This is a genomic window from Pseudogracilibacillus auburnensis (genome assembly GCF_003201975.1).
GTDB lineage: Bacteria > Bacillota > Bacilli > Bacillales > Amphibacillaceae > Pseudogracilibacillus > Pseudogracilibacillus auburnensis.
Map to the genome: position 1 here is coordinate 26,114 of NZ_QJJQ01000003.1, position 19,101 is coordinate 45,214.

The following is a 19,101-nucleotide window of genomic DNA, read 5'->3' on the forward strand; positions in this document are numbered from 1 at the left end:
TTACCTCACTTTTAATTTAGTTAAAGATTCTTCTAATAGATATCGAAGTACAAATTCTCTATATGCCGATGAACCATGTGCATCATCTAAAATAGGTGCAGGAAGTGCTTTAATAACTGCACTTAGTTTTTCTTCAAAGCTGTCGGCTACACTATTTAATATTTTTTCAATAGCATAGGAACGAAAAGGAAATGCGCAAAGTCCGCTAAATGCAAACCGTACCTTTTCTTCCGTTTGTAACCCATTAACAGTCAAAACTGGGTATCCTATTCGACCTATCTTTGTTATTTTTTTTGATACAAATTGCAAGTTTAAATATGATTTCTTAATCGCAATTTGTACAATGAATGTTCCATGATCCAAATTTATTTTGTTATCAAATATTTCATGTATAGGCACTTCTCTAATTCCTAATTCGCTCATAATTAAAAGTGTTGCATCCGTTAATAATAATGGTAATATTGCTTCCTTATACATAATGCTCCCACAAATATTTCCGGCAATTGTGATTTTCTCCCTTGATGTATGATCAGCAATTCGTCCGCAATTTTTCCTTAATAAAGGAAACTCTTCTCTTTCTTCTAAATGTGCCAGTGTAATTGAACCGCCTATGATAAAGTGGTCACCTTGAAAACCAATGGCATTACATTCCGGAATATTCCTTATATTTATTACTGCTTGAGTATTATTATAAAAAGCGTTTATACGTAGCATCGTAATTATTTCAGTTCCACCATTAAAATAAACAGGCGATTTTCCTTCTTTATCTAATTGTTGAAATAATTCTATCGCTTTTGCGGCTGTAAATGGTTGATGATATTCAAAATTATTTGTAATCAATCGCCTCACCTCGTGCATGTTTCCAAATGGTTTCCGGAAAAAGTGGTAATTGATTAAGAGACACCCCTGCGGCTTTGGATAGACTATTGGCAAGCGCGGCAGGCATACCTATAATTCCATGTTCCCCAAGTGGTCTGGCCCCATACGGTGCGTCAAGTTGAGGTGTCGAAATGAATTCTACAATGTACTCTGGTTGTTCATCAAAAATGAATGTCTTATACGTTCGAAATTGATTGTTTTCTACCTTTCCATTATCATCATAAATAAAACCCTCTCTACTCGCCCAACTCAATCCCATCGACATGGCGCCTGTTACTTGTCCACGTGCTGCTTTAGGGTTGAGTATTTTTCCAGCATCTATAACAGAAATAGCTTTTTTAATTTTATAAGAGAACGTTTTTCGATCCAATTCCACTTCTACTGCTTGTGCTCCTACCGTCCATTCAGGGCCACCTATTCCCTTTCCTGTATGTGAATCAATCTCGGTTAAATGATGCATGATAAAACTGCCTTGTCCGATAACCTCACCCCCGATAGCATTTCCATTTGAATATTTATAACCAAAAGCTGCTGTGCCTAGATTTATAAATCTTTTCGGATCGTGTTTCACATAAATTTGTGAATTTCCAACTTCCAGCTGGTCAGGACTACATCTTAAGGCATAAGAAGCAGTGACTTTCAATTGTTTTTTCGCATTTTCTGCCGCATCCAATACTGCATTCCCGACCATATAGATTCCCGTGCTTGCCACAGTTTTCCAATGGTTTGGACTAACGGATGTATCCACTTCCATTTTCACATGTATTTTACTAATATCAACCTTCATACTCTCCGCCAAGATTTGTGCTAAGACGGTTTTCGTTCCTTGACCAATTTCAACCAATCCGACATGAAGATTAATGCTTCCATCTTGATTAAAGGTTATAATAGCACCAGAAGTTGCATCAGTTGGGGATAAAGATGTCTTCCATAGACAACTTATTCCTTTTGCACGAACAATTCTGTCTGATAGATGGATAATTTCTCCTTGTTTCCAATCTATTAGTTCTTTGACCCTTTGTATACATTTTAATGTATTACCGATATTGCTTTTAGTAAGTGGTGCTTGAGTTGGGGTTGTATCACCTGTCTTAATCGCATTCAATTTCCTAAGTTCAATTGAATCTATTTGTAATTTATTAGCGAGAGTATCTATTGCACGCTCAATAGCAAACGTTAATTCGCCATGACCATAACCCCTAAAAGAAGTTGCGTAGGTATGATTCGTGTACACGCATAAAGAATCACACCATACATGATCAATGTTATATGGACCTGTACAATTTGTTGCTGCTGTTGTTGTAATATCAGATGATTCATCAACGTAAGCACCTGCATCAAATAGGAATTTTATCTCACACATTTTAAATTTCCCTGTTTTTGTTGCACCTAATTTCACATTTGCACTCATACCTATATGAACCGGGGATGTCACAAAATCATCTTCTCGTGTGTTGGTGAGGCTTACTAATCTACCACCAACAGCTTTCGATGCCACATAGGCTAGTAGCTCTAGTTGTACTGCTGCTTTTCCGCCAAATCCACCGCCTACCAAAGGACAATGAACAATGACATCCGATTCATTAAGCATAAAATATTTGCATATATTTTGTTTAATTGCAAATGGTGCTTGACTGGAAGAATGAATGTGTACCTGCCCGTTAGCTACAATTTCCGCCCGTACAGAACGGGTTTCCATTGCAGCATGATCGGAGGGAGGTAAAGATACATCTACATTCACCGTAACTTCACTCAACTTTCTTCCTTTGTCAATATTCCCTTTTCTAATTTTTATATGATTAGCTGTATTCTGTTTAGGATTAGGCGCCATTTTCTTTACTTGATAATACTGAAGCAAATTTTCGTGAATGAAGGGCTTAATGCCAGCTAACGCTTCATGAACTGTATGAATAACAGGTAATAATTCATAACGAACATCAATATACTTACACGCTTCTTGTGCTTCGTATTCACTATCAGCAACTACTATTGCTATTGGTTCACCGAAATAGCGGATCTTATCAATAGCAAGTATTGGACGGTCTTCAATAGCGGACCCAGTCAAAATAGGATAGTCCTGTCCAGTAATTATTGTACGAACACCAGGTAGTTTTTCTGCTTTTGTACTATCAATGGATGTAATGTTAGCATGGGCATGTGGACTAGTTAATATCTTCGCATACAACAGCCCCGCAGTTGTAAAATCATCTGTATATTTCGCAGTTCCAGTGACTTTATTTTCACTTTCTTTTCTAGGTACGCTCTTTCCTATCATGGTAATAAAACACCTCTAAATAATGATACTTTTTCATTTACATTTTGTTCAGAAAAGTCCGTTTATATACAATAAACTCGATTCATGGTCATGATAACTTCCCGTTTATCTTTTCTATTTGACATAAGGTATTGTTAAAATGCAAATAGATGAGGGAGTAGAAAACGGCAGTACGTTACATGGTATTTACAGATAAGGATTACATATTTTACAGTTTTGCCCTTTTCGCATAGAACGTTCGCTCTTTATTAGCGTATTAGAAAAAGTTGGCAACAATAAAAAAGACCGCTGTAAACGCGATCTGTAAATAACATTATTTAACAACTACCCACACATTATTTTAAATACTTTTCCCCAAAAAACTCCCTCAAATGAATAGTTTTAAATATATTTCTTTAAAAAAGCATCTATATAATATTCCCGTTACAAATCATTACAAACCCTTTACTCGTATTGATTCTGTAATAATTAAATACTATACTTTACAAACGTCAAGTGGTATAATTCATATATTATAAGTATTTCTACTCATTTCAACTTTAATATGTTGTAAAGGAAGAACAAGATGGAAGAAAAGAAGATTGTTTCGATAGAGGATCGAATTCCAAAGTTAAAAGAGGCAAGGAAAAAGAAAGCAAATCGAAGACTCTTATTTTATCTTTCTATATTCTTTTTATTAATAGCGGCAATTATTTATTTACAATCTCCATTAAGTAATATTAAGCATATTGAAGTAACGGGTAATAAAATAATCTCTGACGAAGAAATTATTCAATTAAGCGGTTTATCTCCAGAGACAAATATTTGGGTAATAAATCATAAGCAACTGAAACAATCCATTGAGAAAAACCCGCTTATTAAAGAAATTAAAGTGAAAAGAAAATTACCACAATCCGTACAGATCCAAATATCAGAACATAAAATTGTAGGATATGTAAAAAGTGAATTAGAATATCATCCTGTTTTAGAAAGTGGTATGATTATAAATAAGCATAACATTTCGAACAAGGGTGATGGTCCTTTACTCATTAATTTTGATGATGAAGAGTATTTAAAACGTATGGCTAAAGAATTGGGGGAGATTCCGGATCATATCTTTAATTTAATTTCGGAAATTTCTTGGGAGCCTACGGAAAAAAATAAATATAAAGTAGTTTTATATATGAATGATGGATTTATTGTCCATGCAACATTAAGAAATTTTGCTAGTAAAATGAAAACCTATCCTTCGATAATAGCTCAACTCGATGAAGGGGAAAAAGGTATTGTACATATGGGTGTAGGAACTTATTTTGAAAAACTTGAAAAATGAATTGTGGATAGTGGAGGTGCCTAAATAAATGAGTAATGGCGAAGTATTAGTAAGTTTAGATATAGGAACATCTGAAATAAAAGTAATCATAGGGGAAGTACTAAAAGATTCATTAAATATTATAGGTGTGGGTACCGCAAAATCACAAGGAATGAGAAAAGGGGCAATCGTAGATATTGATGAAACTGTTCATTCAATCAAAAATGCGATTGAACAAGCTGAACATATGGTTGATATGAGTATTGACCGTGTTATTGTAGCGGTAAATGGAAACCATGTTCAATTACATTCCTGTCATGGTGTAGTAGCTGTCCAAAGTGAAGATCGTGAAATAGGCGATGAAGATGTTGCACGAGTCTTAGACGGGGCACAAGTGATGTCGATCCCACCTGAACGAGAAATTATTGATGTCATACCAAAACAATTTATTGTGGATGGTCTCGATGAAATCACCGATCCTAGGGGGATGATTGGTGTTCGTTTAGAGATGGAAGGAACCATTATTACTTGCTCTAAAACGGTCTTACATAATATTTTAAAATGTGTAGAGAGAGCAAATTTAAACATAACAGATATTTGTTTACAGCCGATCGCTGCTGGCTCAGTAGCATTATCAAGAGATGAAAGAAATCTTGGTGTTGCACTGATCGATATTGGTGGGGGATGTACAACAATATCCATTTATGAAAATGATCATCTTCTTGCAACATCTGTCATTCCACTTGGTGGCGACAATATTACGAAAGATATTTCGATTGGATTGCGCACGACGACAGAAGAGGCAGAAGATATTAAACTTAATTATGGACATGCTTATTTTGAAAGTGCGTTAGAAGATGAAACATTTGAAGCGACTATTATTGGAAGTAATCATAAAGAAATATACAATCAGTTACAAATTTCTGATATGATTGAAGCAAGACTAGAAGAAATTTTTGAATTAACGGAAAAAGAGATTAACAGATTAGGATTTCATGATTTACGTGGTGGATACGTGCTAACTGGCGGAACGATGAAAATGCAAGGTGTGCTAGAATTAGCTCAAGACGTATTTAAATCAAATGCTAGAATTGCGATACCCGATTATATTGGTGTTAGAGAACCACAATATACTGTTGGCGTAGGTACGATCCAATTCGCTTATCGAAATGCAAAAATACAAGGAAAAGATTTATTTCCTTCTTTAATTGTAAATGAGCAACAAATACCTAAGCAAAGAAAAAGTAATAAACAGCAACAAATTGCAGATGAAGAGCCAAAGCAATCAAAGGTGGCTAACTTTTTCAAATCCTTTTTTGAATAAAAAATATGTAGTTCATACATAAAATAGATGTTTTCATATAGAAATAAAATTCGAGCTTTGCTTACATCGCTTTCGAAATTAGTAAGTTTCTAAAATCTAGTGATCTTTACATTAGGAGGACAAACCATGTTAGAATTTGAGACAAATACGGACCAACTCGCGACTATAAAAGTAATTGGTGTCGGCGGTGGTGGAAATAATGCAGTAAATCGAATGATTGACCAAGGAGTGGAAGGTGTCGAATTTATCGCAGTAAATACAGACGCCCAAGCGTTAAATTTATCAAAAGCGGAAATTAAATTACAAATAGGTGAAAAATTAACACGTGGACTAGGTGCTGGAGCAAATCCAGAAGTAGGTAAAAAAGCGGCGGAAGAAAGTCGTGAACAAATTGAAGATGTGTTACAAGGTGCAGATATGATTTTTGTGACAGCAGGTAAAGGAGGCGGAACTGGGACAGGTGCTGCACCAGTGATTGCGCAAATTGCTAAAGATTTAGGAGCGCTCACTGTTGGTGTAGTTACACGACCATTTTCTTTTGAAGGAATTAGACGCCAAAAGCAAGCTAATGCAGGGATCGATGCACTAAAAGCTAGTGTGGACACATTAATCGTTATTCCTAATGATCGAATCCTCGAAATAGTCGATAAAAACACACCAATGTTAGAGGCATTTAGAGAAGCTGATAATGTACTTCGTCAAGGGGTACAAGGGATATCTGATCTTATAGCTAAGCCGGGTCTTATTAATGTTGACTTTGCTGATGTGAAAACAATTATGTATGATAAAGGTTCTGCGTTAATGGGGATTGGTGTAGCGACGGGAGAAAATCGTGCGGTTGAAGCAGCTAAAAAGGCCATTTCTTCCCCATTACTTGAAACATCGATCGATGGAGCACAAGGTATTTTAATGAACATATCTGGCGGTCCTTCTCTAAGTTTATTTGAAGTACAAGAAGCGGCTGATTTAGTAACATCAGCTGCTGACGATGAAGTAAATGTTATTTTTGGAAATGTCATAAATGAAAATCTAAAAGAAGAAGTAATTGTAACTGTCATTGCAACAGGATTCGATGAAACGGAAAAAAAGAAAAAACAGTCTATTCCTAGACCGACGAATACATTTAAACAACATGCAGCGACACAGGAAAAAGAGCAACGTCGTGTTGAACAACCGATTGAGGAATCATTTAACCATGATGAAGACACACTTGATATTCCAACATTTTTAAGAAACCGTAATAAGAATCGCTAAATATGAGTTAAAGAAAACGAGTAGGAGATAACCTACTCGTTTTTTATTTGTACAATAAGATCATTTCCTTCTAGGGCAACATTTTAGAGAACTGATATACATAAATGATGTGCAAGTAACGATGCTTAACCTCTTTTCGTTACATTAAAATTTCAAAAAGCCCCTTATTGGTCACGTTAAACCCTCACCCATTATCCTAAAATGCAAAGTAATTTAACAGCGGCGAAAAGCTATATTCACTAGTAGTCAACGAGCGAGCGATAGAATCAAACCCCACTTTTCATTTGCAGGAGTGTTTGCGTTTTCGTTTAGACAAAATATCTAATAACTAGCCTTTTTATGCATACAAGAATTGACATCGTTTTTTTAGGGCTTCCACTATACTAGTACTAACAAATGGTACAAAACGAATATCTGAAAAAGGAAAGAATCCGATGATTATTTATTTGGATATTATATTACTTTTCAACTTGTTTTGTAATTTGCTTATCTTATCATTAACGAAATATTTAGCAAAGGTCAATGTGAATATACATCGTCTATTATTTGGAACGATTATTGCAACTGCACTTGTTCCATTAATAGTTTATTTTCCATTTTCGTTTTTTAATTCACTTATAGGAAAAGGTATATATTCTTTATTCATTATTTTTTGTACATTCGGCTTCAAAAGTATGCAGCAAATGTTCAAAAAACTATTTTTGTTTTACTTTATCTCTTTTTCTATAGGAGGTGGTTTATTCGGGATTCATTACCTTGTTCAAGACTCATTTAGTTCCAAGTCAAATAAACTACTTTTGTATGTGAACAATGTGTATGGGGATCAAATGAGTTTACTCATTATTTTAGTAGGATTTCCTCTCGTCTGGTTGTTTACTAAATCACGTATGGACAGGCATGTAAAGGATAAAATTAAATATGACCAAATGTATGATGTCACTATTGAAATGAATGGATTCCGCCATCAAACGATTGGATATATTGATAGTGGGAATCATCTAGTTGACCCACTGACAAATCGACCTGTTGTCTTATGTGATGAACTATTTTTACAGCAGTTTTTTGCAAAGGCTGATTGGAATAAGTTGTATCAAAGTATCGCTCTAAATAAGTTAACTGACTTTCCTGAATCGATGGAGAAAAGACTATTTATCGTCCCTTTTCAAGGGGTTGGAGGAAATAATAACTACTTATATACGATTAAACCAGACAAACTTATCGTCCATTATAATAATGAGCTCATTGAAACGACAAATGTACTTATTGGGATTCAACTTAACAGTTTAACGGTAGATAATAGTTATCATTGCTTATTACATCCACAAATTATTCATTTTAGTGCGGTAAAAACTGCATAATAAGTTGATAAGGAGAATTTACTGTGTGGAAATTTCGATTACGTATATGGTGGAATAAACTATTAATTAAAGTAGGAATAAAAAAAGATGAAATATATTATATTGGTGGCAAAACTGCTTTACCGGCCCCATTAGATAAAACAGAAGAAAAACAGTTACTTGACCGTCTACCTAAAGGGGATAAAACTGCACGTGCAACATTAATTGAGCATAATTTACGACTTGTTGTTTATATTGCAAGAAAATTTGAAAACACAGGTATCAATATAGAGGATTTAGTTAGTATTGGTTCGATTGGCTTAATTAAGGCGGTGAATACATTTAATCCGGAAAAAAATATTAAGCTTGCTACATACGCTTCACGCTGTATCGAAAATGAAATTTTAATGTATTTACGAAAAAATAATCGGATTAAAACAGAAGTTTCATTTGATGAACCATTGAATGTTGATTGGGACGGTAATGAATTATTATTATCAGATGTTCTTGGAACAGAAATAGATATTATTACGAAGAATTTGGAAACGAAAGTCGATAAACAATTATTGATTAATGCATTATCGACTTTAAATATGCGTGAGAAGAAAATCATGGAACTTCGCTTTGGGTTGATTGGAAAAGAGGAAAAAACACAAAAAGATGTAGCAGATATGCTAGGAATTTCTCAGTCTTACATTTCCCGTTTAGAGAAAAAAATTATAAAAAGATTGCAAAAAGAATTTAAGAAAATGGTCTAGTTATTGTAAAAGGAAATATTTTTTTTACTTAAAATGTCTTTGCATAAAAAATGACCCTTCAGGAGATACTGACTCTTGAGCAGTATGACAAACTGGGAGGGTAAAAGAGAATGCTTAGACATAAAGTAGAAATTTGTGGCGTCGATACATCCAAATTACCAGTACTAAAAAATGAGGAGATGCGGATACTTTTTAAACAAATTGAACGAAATGAAGATAGTGCAACCGCAAGGGAAACATTAATTAACGGTAATTTACGGTTAGTACTTAGTGTCATTAAACGATTTAATAACCGTGGTGAAAACGTAGATGATTTATTTCAAGTCGGATGTATTGGGCTTATGAAATCTATAGATAATTTTGATTTAAAACATAATGTTCGTTTTTCAACATATGCCGTACCGATGATAATCGGTGAAATAAAAAGGTACTTACGAGATAATAATCCAATTAGGGTTTCACGATCATTACGTGATACTGCTTATAAAGCTTTACAAGTAAGAGAGAAATTAATTAATAAAACACAGGAAGAACCAACTCCAATTCAGATTGCCAAGGAGATGGGAGTTCCTCACGAAGATGTTGTTTTTGCAATTGATGCCATTCAAGATCCAGTGTCTTTATTTGAACCTATTTATAATGATGGTGGGGATCCAATTTTTGTGATGGATCAAATTAGTGATGATAAAGAGTCTGATGAAAAATGGGACGATCATTTGTCATTAAAAGAAGGATTGTATCAATTGAATGAAAGAGAAAAATCAATCTTAAATAAACGTTTTTTTCAAGGAAAAACACAAATGGAAGTGGCTGATGAAATCGGAATCTCCCAAGCGCAAGTATCAAGACTCGAAAAAGCAGCCATTGAACAAATGAATAGCGATATGTTTGAATAATGCTACTATCATAAGAAAACTCGGCTTATCGCTAAAGAAAACACACCGATTGGCAAGCCAACAAGGCGGTGACTAGGTGATGTTGCGCTTATGTAAGAAAACTAGCGGTAGCTAGTTTATGACGAAAGAAAATACACCGATCGGCAAGCCGACAAGGCGGTGACTAGGTGATGCTTTACTTATGTAAATAAATATATACTTATTTACTAAGCTATTATGGCGAGAACTAAGTTGCACTTATGCAGTAAGAAAGTTTTTATCTTTCTTATCTGCTAAAAAAGGGACGGGAACTAATCCTGTTTCTTTTTTTGTTTTTCTAGAAAGTATAGATTGTCATTACATATACATATATAATAAGGTGGTGAAAACAATGGTAACATTATCCGAATTGCAAATGAAAGAAGTAATTATGATGCATAACGGGAAAAGACTCGGATTTATTGATGATTTAGAAATTGACGAAAAAAGTGGACTCATCACAGCGATCATTATTGTTGAACGACAAATGAGAGGATCATTCTTTCAAAAACCGACAGAAAGAAGTATTTCTTGGGATCAAATTGTTACAATTGGAGCAGATATTATTTTAGTAAGTGAATGGGAAGAGGTGCAAAAACAACCGACTGAAATTCCAACTTCAGAGTGATTTAATGAAGAATTTTTATATTATGGTAAAATAAGAGTTGGAAATGTTGTCGTTTCCATTTTTATCACAAATAATTTATTATAAAATAGATAACAGGAGAGAATGCTATAATGAGTGTGACAGAAAATTTAGCAATAATACGAGAAAAGATGGAACAAGCATGTCGAAAAGTAAATCGCCAATTGGATGAAATAACGGTTATAGGAGTGACAAAATATGTTACAATAGAACGAACGGAAGAGTTAATTGCCGCTGGGATTACAAATGTTGGCGAAAATCGCACAGAGGAACTGTTACATAAATATGAAACAATTGCAAAGAAGGCGAATTGGCATTTTATCGGTACACTTCAATCACGAAAAGTAAAAGATATTGTCGATAAAGTTTCTGCAATTCATTCATTAGACCGTTTATCTGTTGCGAAACAAATAAATAATCGCTCAGACGAACCAATCGATTGCTTTATCCAAGTTAATATTAGTGGCGAAGAAACGAAACACGGACTGAGAGAAGAAGATGTTATTCCATTTATTAACGAACTGCAACAATTTGAAAAAGTACATGTTGTCGGATTAATGACGATGGCCCCACATGTCGATAATGAAGAGGAACTAAGATCTATCTTCCGACAATTACGAAAAATAAAAGAGTCTGTTGTAGAACAAAAATTTGCTCATGCCCCTTGCAACTATTTGTCGATGGGAATGAGCAACGATTATCATATTGCTATTGAAGAAGGTGCAACACATATCCGAATTGGATCGAAATTAGTAGGATCTTAAAAATGAGGTGGTTCTTATGAGTTTAAAAGAAAAATTTAAAAACTTTTTTAATACAGATGATGAATATGAGTATATTGAAGAAGTCCAAAAAGAAGAACCAGACAATTCCCATTTGAAGCAGAAAAGCAATCAAAATGTCGTTAGTTTATCAGCTATCCAACAACCAAGTTCAAAAGTTATTTTATGTGAACCAAAATCATATAATGAAGTCCAAGAAATAGCTGATAATTTACTAAACAAAAGGGCTGTCGTCATTAATTTACAACGGGTTGATCACACACAAGCAAAAAGAATTGTCGATTTTTTAAGTGGTACCGTGTATGCAATAAAGGGAGATATTCAAAAATTAGGTTTAGCTACCTTTTTATGTACGCCTGATAATGTGGATGTTTCCGGAACGATTACTCAAACTATTATTGACGAGGCTGAATTGGAAAAGGGATGGTAACAACTGATGAGTATACTTTTTACTTTGTTAAACGGCGCATTTACGATTTATAGTTATGCACTAATCATTTATATTTTAATGTCTTGGTTCCCAGGTGCTAGGGAATCACAATTTGGTTATTTTTTAGGACGGTTATGTGAACCTTATTTGGAACAATTTAGAAAATTTATACCCCCAATTGGAATGATTGATATTTCCCCAATTGCGGCAATTTTTACACTACAGCTTGCTCGCATAGGATTAAATCAGCTATTTTTAATGATTGGTTGGTAGAAAAACTTTGAGTATATATCAACATTTCCGAAAACATGAACACCCATTTGTCGATCAAGTATTATCATGGAAAGAACAAGTAGAGCGAACTTATTCATATTATTTGACTGATTTTTTAGATCCACGGGAACAACAAATCGTAACGACTTTAATTGGTACGACAAATGAGGAAATTCAATTTTCTTTTTTCGGTGGGGGAAACCATACAGAAAGAAAACGAGCAATCATTGCACCATATTATGAAGATATACGTGACCAAGACTTTGATCTTACACTATTAGAAGGTTCTTTTCCCGAGCGTTTTGTGAAGATTCAACATCGTGACATATTGGGAGCATTTATGTCACTTGGAATCGATCGGAAAAAAATTGGCGATATTATCGTTACAGACGATATGTTTCAACTAGTAATCACAAGCGAGCTTGCTCCATATATCATGATGAATTTCACGAAAGTAAATAATGTACATATTGAATTAAAGGAAAGGCCAAAATCTCGAATTTTGGAAAAGAAAGATGAATGGGTTCATCAACACCATACGGTTTCATCACTACGATTAGACGTAGTAGTCAAAGAAATTTATCAAATGTCGAGAAAAGATGCCGTTCATTACATAAAAGGAAACCGGGTCAAAGTAAATTTTACCGATATTGATGATCCATCTGTTCCATTGCTTGCTCATGATTTACTATCTGTCCGTGGACATGGCAGGAGCAAGCTAGTGGAAATAAAGGGGAAGACGAGAAAAGATAAATTTAGAATTATGACAGCAAGATTAAAAGCTTAAAATGATGAAAAAAGATGTTGAAACTCACATTATGTATTATAATAGTGAAATAGATGATAAAATGAAGCAAAATTGAACCAACGATATTTTAGGAGGTGTTTTTTTGGTACTTTCACCAGTTGATATTCATAATAAAGAGTTTACAAGAGGATTTAGAGGATATAATGAAGATGAAGTAAATGAATTTTTAGATCAAATTATTAAGGATTATGAAATTACAATTAGAGAAAAGAAAGATTTGGAAAAAGAAGTAGAAAAATTAAATGAAAAAGTAAGCCATTTCATCAATATTGAAGATACATTAAATAAGTCGATCGTTATCGCACAAGAAACGGCAGAAGAACTGAAAGCCAATGCGAGAAAAGAATCGAAGTTAATTATTAAAGAGGCCGAGAAGAACGCAGATCGGATTATTAATGAGGCACTTGGTCAATCTCGTAAAATCGCTATTGAAATGGAAGAAATCAAGCGTCAGGCTAAAGTATTTCGTACAAGACTAAAAATGTTAATTGAGGCACAGCTCGATATGGTTAATAACGAAGATTGGGAAGACTTTTTAGATACGGCGGAAGAGGAATCAGAAATTCTTGCTGAATAATGTCAAAACTGTGATACTTTTTATTGTATGAAAACGTTGGTGTTGTGCTATAATAGTGGCACATCTTACAATTAAACTACATATTTATAATAAATACGATGAAAGAAATAGTATAGAAGATATGAACTGACGAAGCGAATTGGGAAATGGTGGAAGCCTAATACAGTTATTCTTTTAGAAAATCATTCTGGAGTATCCATTTGAAAATAGTAGAATTGGACGGATTATTCACGTTACGAATCATAAGTGAATGTGTAATGTGAAGTTAACATTTATAAGGGTGGTACCGCGGGTTTCCTCGTCCCTTTAGGGATATGAGGATTTTTTTATATTGAATGGAAAGAAGATCGATGAAAAAGATCGCTTGAGGAGGATCATGTTTAAAATGGAATATAAAGATACATTACGAATGCCGAAAACAAAATTCCCAATGCGAGGTAATTTACCGAATAAAGAGCCGATTCGCAGAGAGGAATGGGAAGAAAATAAAATATATGAAAAAGTTCAAGCACGCACGAAAGGAAGACCGACCTTTATTTTACACGATGGTCCACCGTATGCAAATGGGGATTTGCATATCGGGCATGCATTAAATAAGATTTTAAAGGATTTCATTATTCGTTATAAATCGATGAATGGTTACAATGCTCCGTATGTTCCAGGATGGGATACACACGGATTACCGATTGAAACAGCTTTAACAAAACAAAAAAAGATCGATCGTAAAAAATTATCCATTGCTGAATTCAGACAAATGTGTGCTGATTATGCAATGGAACAGATTGAAAATCAAAGAAAACAGTTTAAGCAACTAGGTGTACGTGGAGATTGGGATAATCCCTATATAACATTAACGAAAGATTATGAAGCAGCGCAAATTAAAGTTTTTGGTGAAATGGCTAAAAAAGGCTATATTTACAAAGGGTTAAAACCTGTGTATTGGTCGCCTTCATCCGAATCGGCACTTGCTGAAGCGGAAATTGAATACAAAGATAAACGTTCTCCTTCCATTTATGTTGCTTATGAAGTTGTCGATGGCAACGAACTACTAGATAAAGGGACGAAATTTATCATTTGGACAACGACACCGTGGACGATCCCAGCTAGCCTTGGTATTAGTTTACATCCAGACTTAGAATATGTTGTCGTCCAAGTAGAAGACGAAAAATATGTCGTCGCACATGATTTATTAGAATCAATAGAAGAAGAACTGAAATGGGAAGATGCCAAAGTAATCAAGACATTTATGGGGCGACATGCGGATAAAATTGTGGCAAAACATCCGTTTTATGATCGCGATGTAATCGTTATGTTAGGAACACATGTAACGACTGAAGCTGGAACAGGTTGTGTCCATACTGCGCCAGGTCATGGGGAAGATGACTTTTATGTGGCAGAAAAGTATGGGATTGAAGCGTTATGTCCTGTAGATGATAAAGGCTTTTTTACTGCGGAAGCACCGGGGTTTGAAGGGTTATTTTACGATGATGCCAATAAAGTCGTATCCGAAAAATTGGAAGAGGTTGGCGCTTTACTTTCATTAAAATTTATTACTCACTCGTATCCGCATGATTGGCGTACGAAAAAGCCAACTATTTTTAGAGCGACTGCCCAATGGTTCGCATCGATAAAAGACTTTCGACATACTCTTTTAGAAGAAATTAAAGAAGTAGAGTGGCACCCACATTGGGGAGAAACAAGACTATATAATATGGTTCGTGACCGTGAAGACTGGTGTATTTCAAGGCAACGGACATGGGGTGTGCCAATTCCTGTATTTTATGCGGAAAATAATGAGCCGATTATTACCAATGAAACGATCAATCATGTTTCCGATTTATTCCGCGAACATGGATCAAATATTTGGTTTGAGTGGGAAGCGAAGGATTTATTACCTGAAGGATTTACTTCTGAACATAGTCCAAATGGCAATTTTACAAAAGAAACAGATATAATGGACGTCTGGTTTGACTCTGGTTCATCACATGAAGCAGTGTTAATGCAGCGCGAAGATCACCAACGTCCAGCAGATGTTTATTTAGAAGGTAGTGACCAATATCGTGGTTGGTTTAACTCATCATTATCGACATCTGTTGCAATTACTGGTAAATCCCCATATAAAAGCGTAATCAGTCACGGGTTTTCTCTTGATGGAGAAGGTCGAAAAATGAGTAAGTCATTAGGAAATTCCATTGATCCAGCAAATATTTTAAAGCAACTTGGAGCCGACATTTTAAGACTTTGGGTTTCATCTGTTGATTATCAAGCAGATTTTAGAATTTCTCAAGATATTTTAAAGCAAGTATCGGAAAACTATCGTAAAATTAGAAACACATTCCGGTTTATGCTCGCAAATTTAGCTGACTTTAATCCGAATGAGGATAGAATAGCGGAAGACAAGTTAGAAGAAGTAGACCGCTATATGTTGCACCGTTTACAACAACTAATTACAAATGTAAAAGCTAGTTATGACGAATATGATTTTTCAAGCGTTTCACAAAATATCCATAATTATATTGCGATTGACTTAAGTTCATTTTATTTAGACTTCGCTAAAGATATTTTATATATTGAGGCCGAAGATAATCATCGACGTCGCAGTATCCAAACGGTTTATTATGAAACATTGGTTTCTATTGTCCAGTTATTAAGTCCAATTATTCCTCATACGACGGAAGAAGTTTGGGAATATATTAATGGAGTAGAAGCAGAATATGTTCAATTAACAGATATGCCGAATGTACGAGAAATTGCTAACTTTACGAAGGAAGACCAGGAAAAATGGGATCACTTTATGAAAGTGAGAACTGACGTATTAAAAGCACTTGAAGAAGCTCGTAATGAAAAAATAATCGGTAAACCTTTAGAAGCAAAAATAACAATTGAGGCAAAAGATGATTATACAAAAGAAGTTTTACAATCGATCCCACATATTCATCAACTATTAATTGTCTCAGAAGCAATTATTAACGAAAAGCATAGTCAAGCGAAAGAATATAAATACGTTAACATTCATGTGGAAAAACATCCAGGTGAAAAATGTGAACGTTGTTGGATTCATTCCGACACAGTCGGTGAAAACGAAAAACATCCGACCATTTGTACACGTTGTGCCGAAGTTGTCGAAGAGCACTATAGTGATTTAGTATAAAATAAAACCCTCTTTTGGAGGGTTTTATTTTATGGCTGATGAAAATATGATGCCCATTCGCTAATGTATTGCAATGAGTTTTGCACTACTAACATAAACGGAGAGTTAATCAGCTCAACTTTCATATAATAAATTTGATATAACAATCTTTGTACAATGAAGTAGCATGGAGATCTACCTGGGTTGACAATGCATTAACTGCTTGGTTAGGAGCAGTATGTATCATCTAGACTCCACCTACTATTTTCATTTAGATTGTTTCTATTATCGTGCAGTTGAACAATACTGTGCAGTAACTGCTAAGTTGTTTTCCGCTACAGACCATTGCTTTCCGTGGGCACGGCCTCAGCCTCCTCGAGAAAATCATTCTGCGGGGTCTTCGGACACGCGCTTTTCCCACAGGAGTCAATAATGGTCCTTCGCTCCAAACAACCACCGAAATAGTAGAAGTACGTGTATCGTACTGTTTATTAGCACACTACCAGCGAAGGAAATGCACGGAGACTCCTGTGGGAGGATAGGCCTAGATAAGACCCTGCCCCGGCAAGGGGTATGCCGACGTTGGCCGCAAAGGCCGGTTTTAGTTGGCCTTCCTTTAATTACGAGTGAGGAGGCTTAACAGCCGCCCACGGTAAAGGAGACACTGTGAAAGCAAGCGATAGCGCAGGTTGAATAGATGTCGCTCTTATGCCCTGTGGTGAAAGCGGAGTGCATTTCTGTAGCGATGGTATATTCACTATTTTACTGCACAGTTTATCTTTTTTATAAGGGCAGTATCCCAGCTAGTAGCCCAGTCTTTTAAAAATGGCTTTGTTGCTAAATTGTCAAGGAATATTAGTATACTAATCTTAACTATGCGAAGTATTTATACGCATTTTATTGGTGCGAAGGTTGAGCTCATCTTTTTTTAAAATGCATACGTTTATTCGTGTACAAAAATGATAATAATGGTATTCTTAAATAGATGTTTATAAAACGCTTATGTATTTCGGAGGGAATAAGTATGTATCGCTATTATGGATTAGCATTTCTCGTCATTATACTAGACCAATGGACAAAATGGCTTATTGTTAAAAAAATGGAGCTATATGAAAGTATCCCAATCATCGATCGTTTCTTTGCGATTACGTCACACCGGAATAAAGGTGCAGCTTGGGGAATTTTACCAGACCAAATGATGTTTTTCTATATTATTACCGTCATCGTCGTCATTGGGATTATTTATTTTATGCAAAAACATGCAAGAGATAGTATGTTAGTTGCAATCGCATTAAGCTTGATCTTAGGTGGAGCAATCGGTAATTTTATTGATCGACTTTTTCGAAAAGAAGTTGTCGATTTTTTAGATTTTATTATTTTTACATATGATTTCCCTATTTTTAATGTGGCAGACTCTAGCCTTTGTGTTGGCGTATTTCTTTTCTTAATTGCTACGATTATCGATGAAAGAAAGAAGAAAGGGAAAGCTTCATGAATAAGAACCAATACAAGATTACCGAAGAAGATGAAGGTGTTCGGTTAGATAAACTGTTAGCTAGTGTGAATGAATCTTATTCAAGGCATCAAGTACAAACATGGATAAAAAATAAAGATGTAACAGTGAACAATCAACCTCAAAAAGCAAATTATCGTTGTAAACAAAATGATCTCATCGAGTGGCATATACAAGAAGTGAAGCAAGAAAAGGTAGAACCTGAAAAAATACCACTTGATATTTTGTATGAAGATGATGATGTAATCGTTATTAATAAGCCAAAAGGGATGTTAGTACATCCAACACAAACCGTTAAGTCCAATACGTTAGTAAATGCATTAAAATTTCATACGACCCATTTATCTGATTTGGGTGGGGAAGAAAGACCTGGTATCGTTCATCGACTTGATCAAGATACGAGTGGAGCTCTCGTTATTGCAAAAGACAATGAAACACATGCACATTTAAAAAATCAATTTAAAAATAAATCGGTTATTCGTATTTATGAAGCAGTTGTCTTTGGCGTCATGGCACATGATAAAGGAGTAATCAAAGCACCTATTGGAAGAAATCCGAAAAATAGATTAGAAATGGCTGTTGTTTCCGGTGGTAAAGAGGCAGAAACACATTTTCGAGTGATAAAACGATTTCAGCAATATACACATGTACAATGTGAATTAAAAACAGGGAGAACCCATCAAATTAGAGTGCATATGAAATATATTCAACATCCAATTGTTGGGGATGAAGTATACTGCCGAAAAAAATCTCCGCTCATAAAGGGGCAGGCACTTTTTGCTAAACAATTAAGGTTCATTCATCCTAAAACAAACGAATGGATGACATTTACTGTCGAACAACCGCCACAATTTAAGCATCTATTAAAAAAACTTCAGAATATGTCTTGACTTTGAAAGACGTTTTTGGA

17 protein-coding genes and 1 other annotated feature are annotated in these 19,101 nt (G+C 34.9%); of the genes, 15 read left to right on the top strand and 2 right to left on the bottom strand.

The features are described 5' to 3' along the window. Nucleotides 1–840 (bottom strand): FAD binding domain-containing protein, encoded by an 840-nt coding sequence (locus DFR56_RS05090; protein WP_158525506.1) that lies wholly within the window; start codon nt 838–840, stop codon nt 1–3. Continuing rightward, nucleotides 827–3,154 (bottom strand): xanthine dehydrogenase family protein molybdopterin-binding subunit, encoded by a 2,328-nt coding sequence (locus DFR56_RS05095; protein WP_110394365.1) that lies wholly within the window; start codon nt 3,152–3,154, stop codon nt 827–829. The genes DFR56_RS05090 and DFR56_RS05095 overlap by 14 nt, the downstream gene beginning before the upstream one ends. A gap of 565 nt (nt 3,155–3,719) precedes the next feature. On the opposite strand from DFR56_RS05095, the gene DFR56_RS05100 reads away from it, so the two are divergent. From DFR56_RS05100 to DFR56_RS05170, 15 genes are all read left to right on the top strand, one after another. After that, nucleotides 3,720–4,466: a cell division protein FtsQ/DivIB gene (locus DFR56_RS05100; protein ID WP_110394366.1), complete on the top strand. Its 747-nt coding sequence runs from the start codon at nt 3,720–3,722 to the stop codon at nt 4,464–4,466. 28 nt (nt 4,467–4,494) lie between these two features. Further along, nucleotides 4,495–5,769 (top strand): cell division protein FtsA, encoded by a 1,275-nt coding sequence (gene ftsA, locus DFR56_RS05105; RefSeq protein WP_110394367.1) that lies wholly within the window; start codon nt 4,495–4,497, stop codon nt 5,767–5,769. A gap of 126 nt (nt 5,770–5,895) precedes the next feature. Further along, nucleotides 5,896–7,023, top strand: a complete 1,128-nt coding sequence (gene ftsZ, locus DFR56_RS05110) for a cell division protein FtsZ (RefSeq protein ID WP_110394368.1) — start codon at nt 5,896–5,898, stop codon at nt 7,021–7,023. 434 nt (nt 7,024–7,457) lie between these two features. Beyond that, complete coding sequence (gene spoIIGA / locus DFR56_RS05115) at nt 7,458–8,381, top strand: sigma-E processing peptidase SpoIIGA (RefSeq protein ID WP_110394369.1); 924 nt, start codon at nt 7,458–7,460, stop codon at nt 8,379–8,381. A 23-nt stretch (nt 8,382–8,404) separates the two neighbouring features. Beyond that, on the top strand, nt 8,405–9,118 hold the full coding sequence (gene sigE / locus DFR56_RS05120) for an RNA polymerase sporulation sigma factor SigE (RefSeq protein WP_110394370.1): 714 nt from the start codon (nt 8,405–8,407) through the stop codon (nt 9,116–9,118). 110 nt (nt 9,119–9,228) lie between these two features. Next, nucleotides 9,229–10,014: an RNA polymerase sporulation sigma factor SigG gene (gene sigG, locus DFR56_RS05125; RefSeq protein WP_110394371.1), complete on the top strand. Its 786-nt coding sequence runs from the start codon at nt 9,229–9,231 to the stop codon at nt 10,012–10,014. 370 nt (nt 10,015–10,384) lie between these two features. Beyond that, nucleotides 10,385–10,660, top strand: coding sequence for a YlmC/YmxH family sporulation protein (locus DFR56_RS05130; RefSeq protein ID WP_110394372.1), 276 nt, complete (start codon nt 10,385–10,387; stop codon nt 10,658–10,660). A gap of 110 nt (nt 10,661–10,770) precedes the next feature. After that, nucleotides 10,771–11,442: a YggS family pyridoxal phosphate-dependent enzyme gene (locus tag DFR56_RS05135; RefSeq protein WP_110394373.1), complete on the top strand. Its 672-nt coding sequence runs from the start codon at nt 10,771–10,773 to the stop codon at nt 11,440–11,442. A 16-nt stretch (nt 11,443–11,458) separates the two neighbouring features. Further along, nucleotides 11,459–11,890, top strand: coding sequence for a cell division protein SepF (locus DFR56_RS05140; RefSeq protein ID WP_110394374.1), 432 nt, complete (start codon nt 11,459–11,461; stop codon nt 11,888–11,890). Nucleotides 11,891–11,896: 6 nt separating this feature from the next. Then, nucleotides 11,897–12,163 carry a YggT family protein gene (locus tag DFR56_RS05145; RefSeq protein WP_110394375.1) on the top strand — a complete coding sequence of 89 codons (267 nt, stop codon included), beginning with the start codon at nt 11,897–11,899 and terminating at the stop codon, nt 12,161–12,163. A gap of 7 nt (nt 12,164–12,170) precedes the next feature. After that, nucleotides 12,171–12,950: a YlmH family RNA-binding protein gene (locus tag DFR56_RS05150; protein WP_110394376.1), complete on the top strand. Its 780-nt coding sequence runs from the start codon at nt 12,171–12,173 to the stop codon at nt 12,948–12,950. 103 nt (nt 12,951–13,053) lie between these two features. Beyond that, complete coding sequence (locus DFR56_RS05155) at nt 13,054–13,548, top strand: DivIVA domain-containing protein (protein ID WP_110394377.1); 495 nt, start codon at nt 13,054–13,056, stop codon at nt 13,546–13,548. An 89-nt stretch (nt 13,549–13,637) separates the two neighbouring features. Further along, nucleotides 13,638–13,857, top strand: a binding site (T-box leader). 76 nt (nt 13,858–13,933) lie between these two features. Further along, nucleotides 13,934–16,699: an isoleucine--tRNA ligase gene (ileS, locus tag DFR56_RS05160; RefSeq protein ID WP_110394673.1), complete on the top strand. Its 2,766-nt coding sequence runs from the start codon at nt 13,934–13,936 to the stop codon at nt 16,697–16,699. A gap of 1,003 nt (nt 16,700–17,702) precedes the next feature. After that, nucleotides 17,703–18,173 carry a signal peptidase II gene (lspA, locus tag DFR56_RS05165; RefSeq protein ID WP_110394378.1) on the top strand — a complete coding sequence of 157 codons (471 nt, stop codon included), beginning with the start codon at nt 17,703–17,705 and terminating at the stop codon, nt 18,171–18,173. Continuing rightward, a complete protein-coding gene (locus DFR56_RS05170; protein WP_110394379.1) occupies nt 18,170–19,081 on the top strand; it encodes an RluA family pseudouridine synthase in 912 nt (303 codons plus the stop codon). The genes lspA and DFR56_RS05170 overlap by 4 nt, the downstream gene beginning before the upstream one ends. Nucleotides 19,082–19,101: the final 20 nt, after the last annotated feature.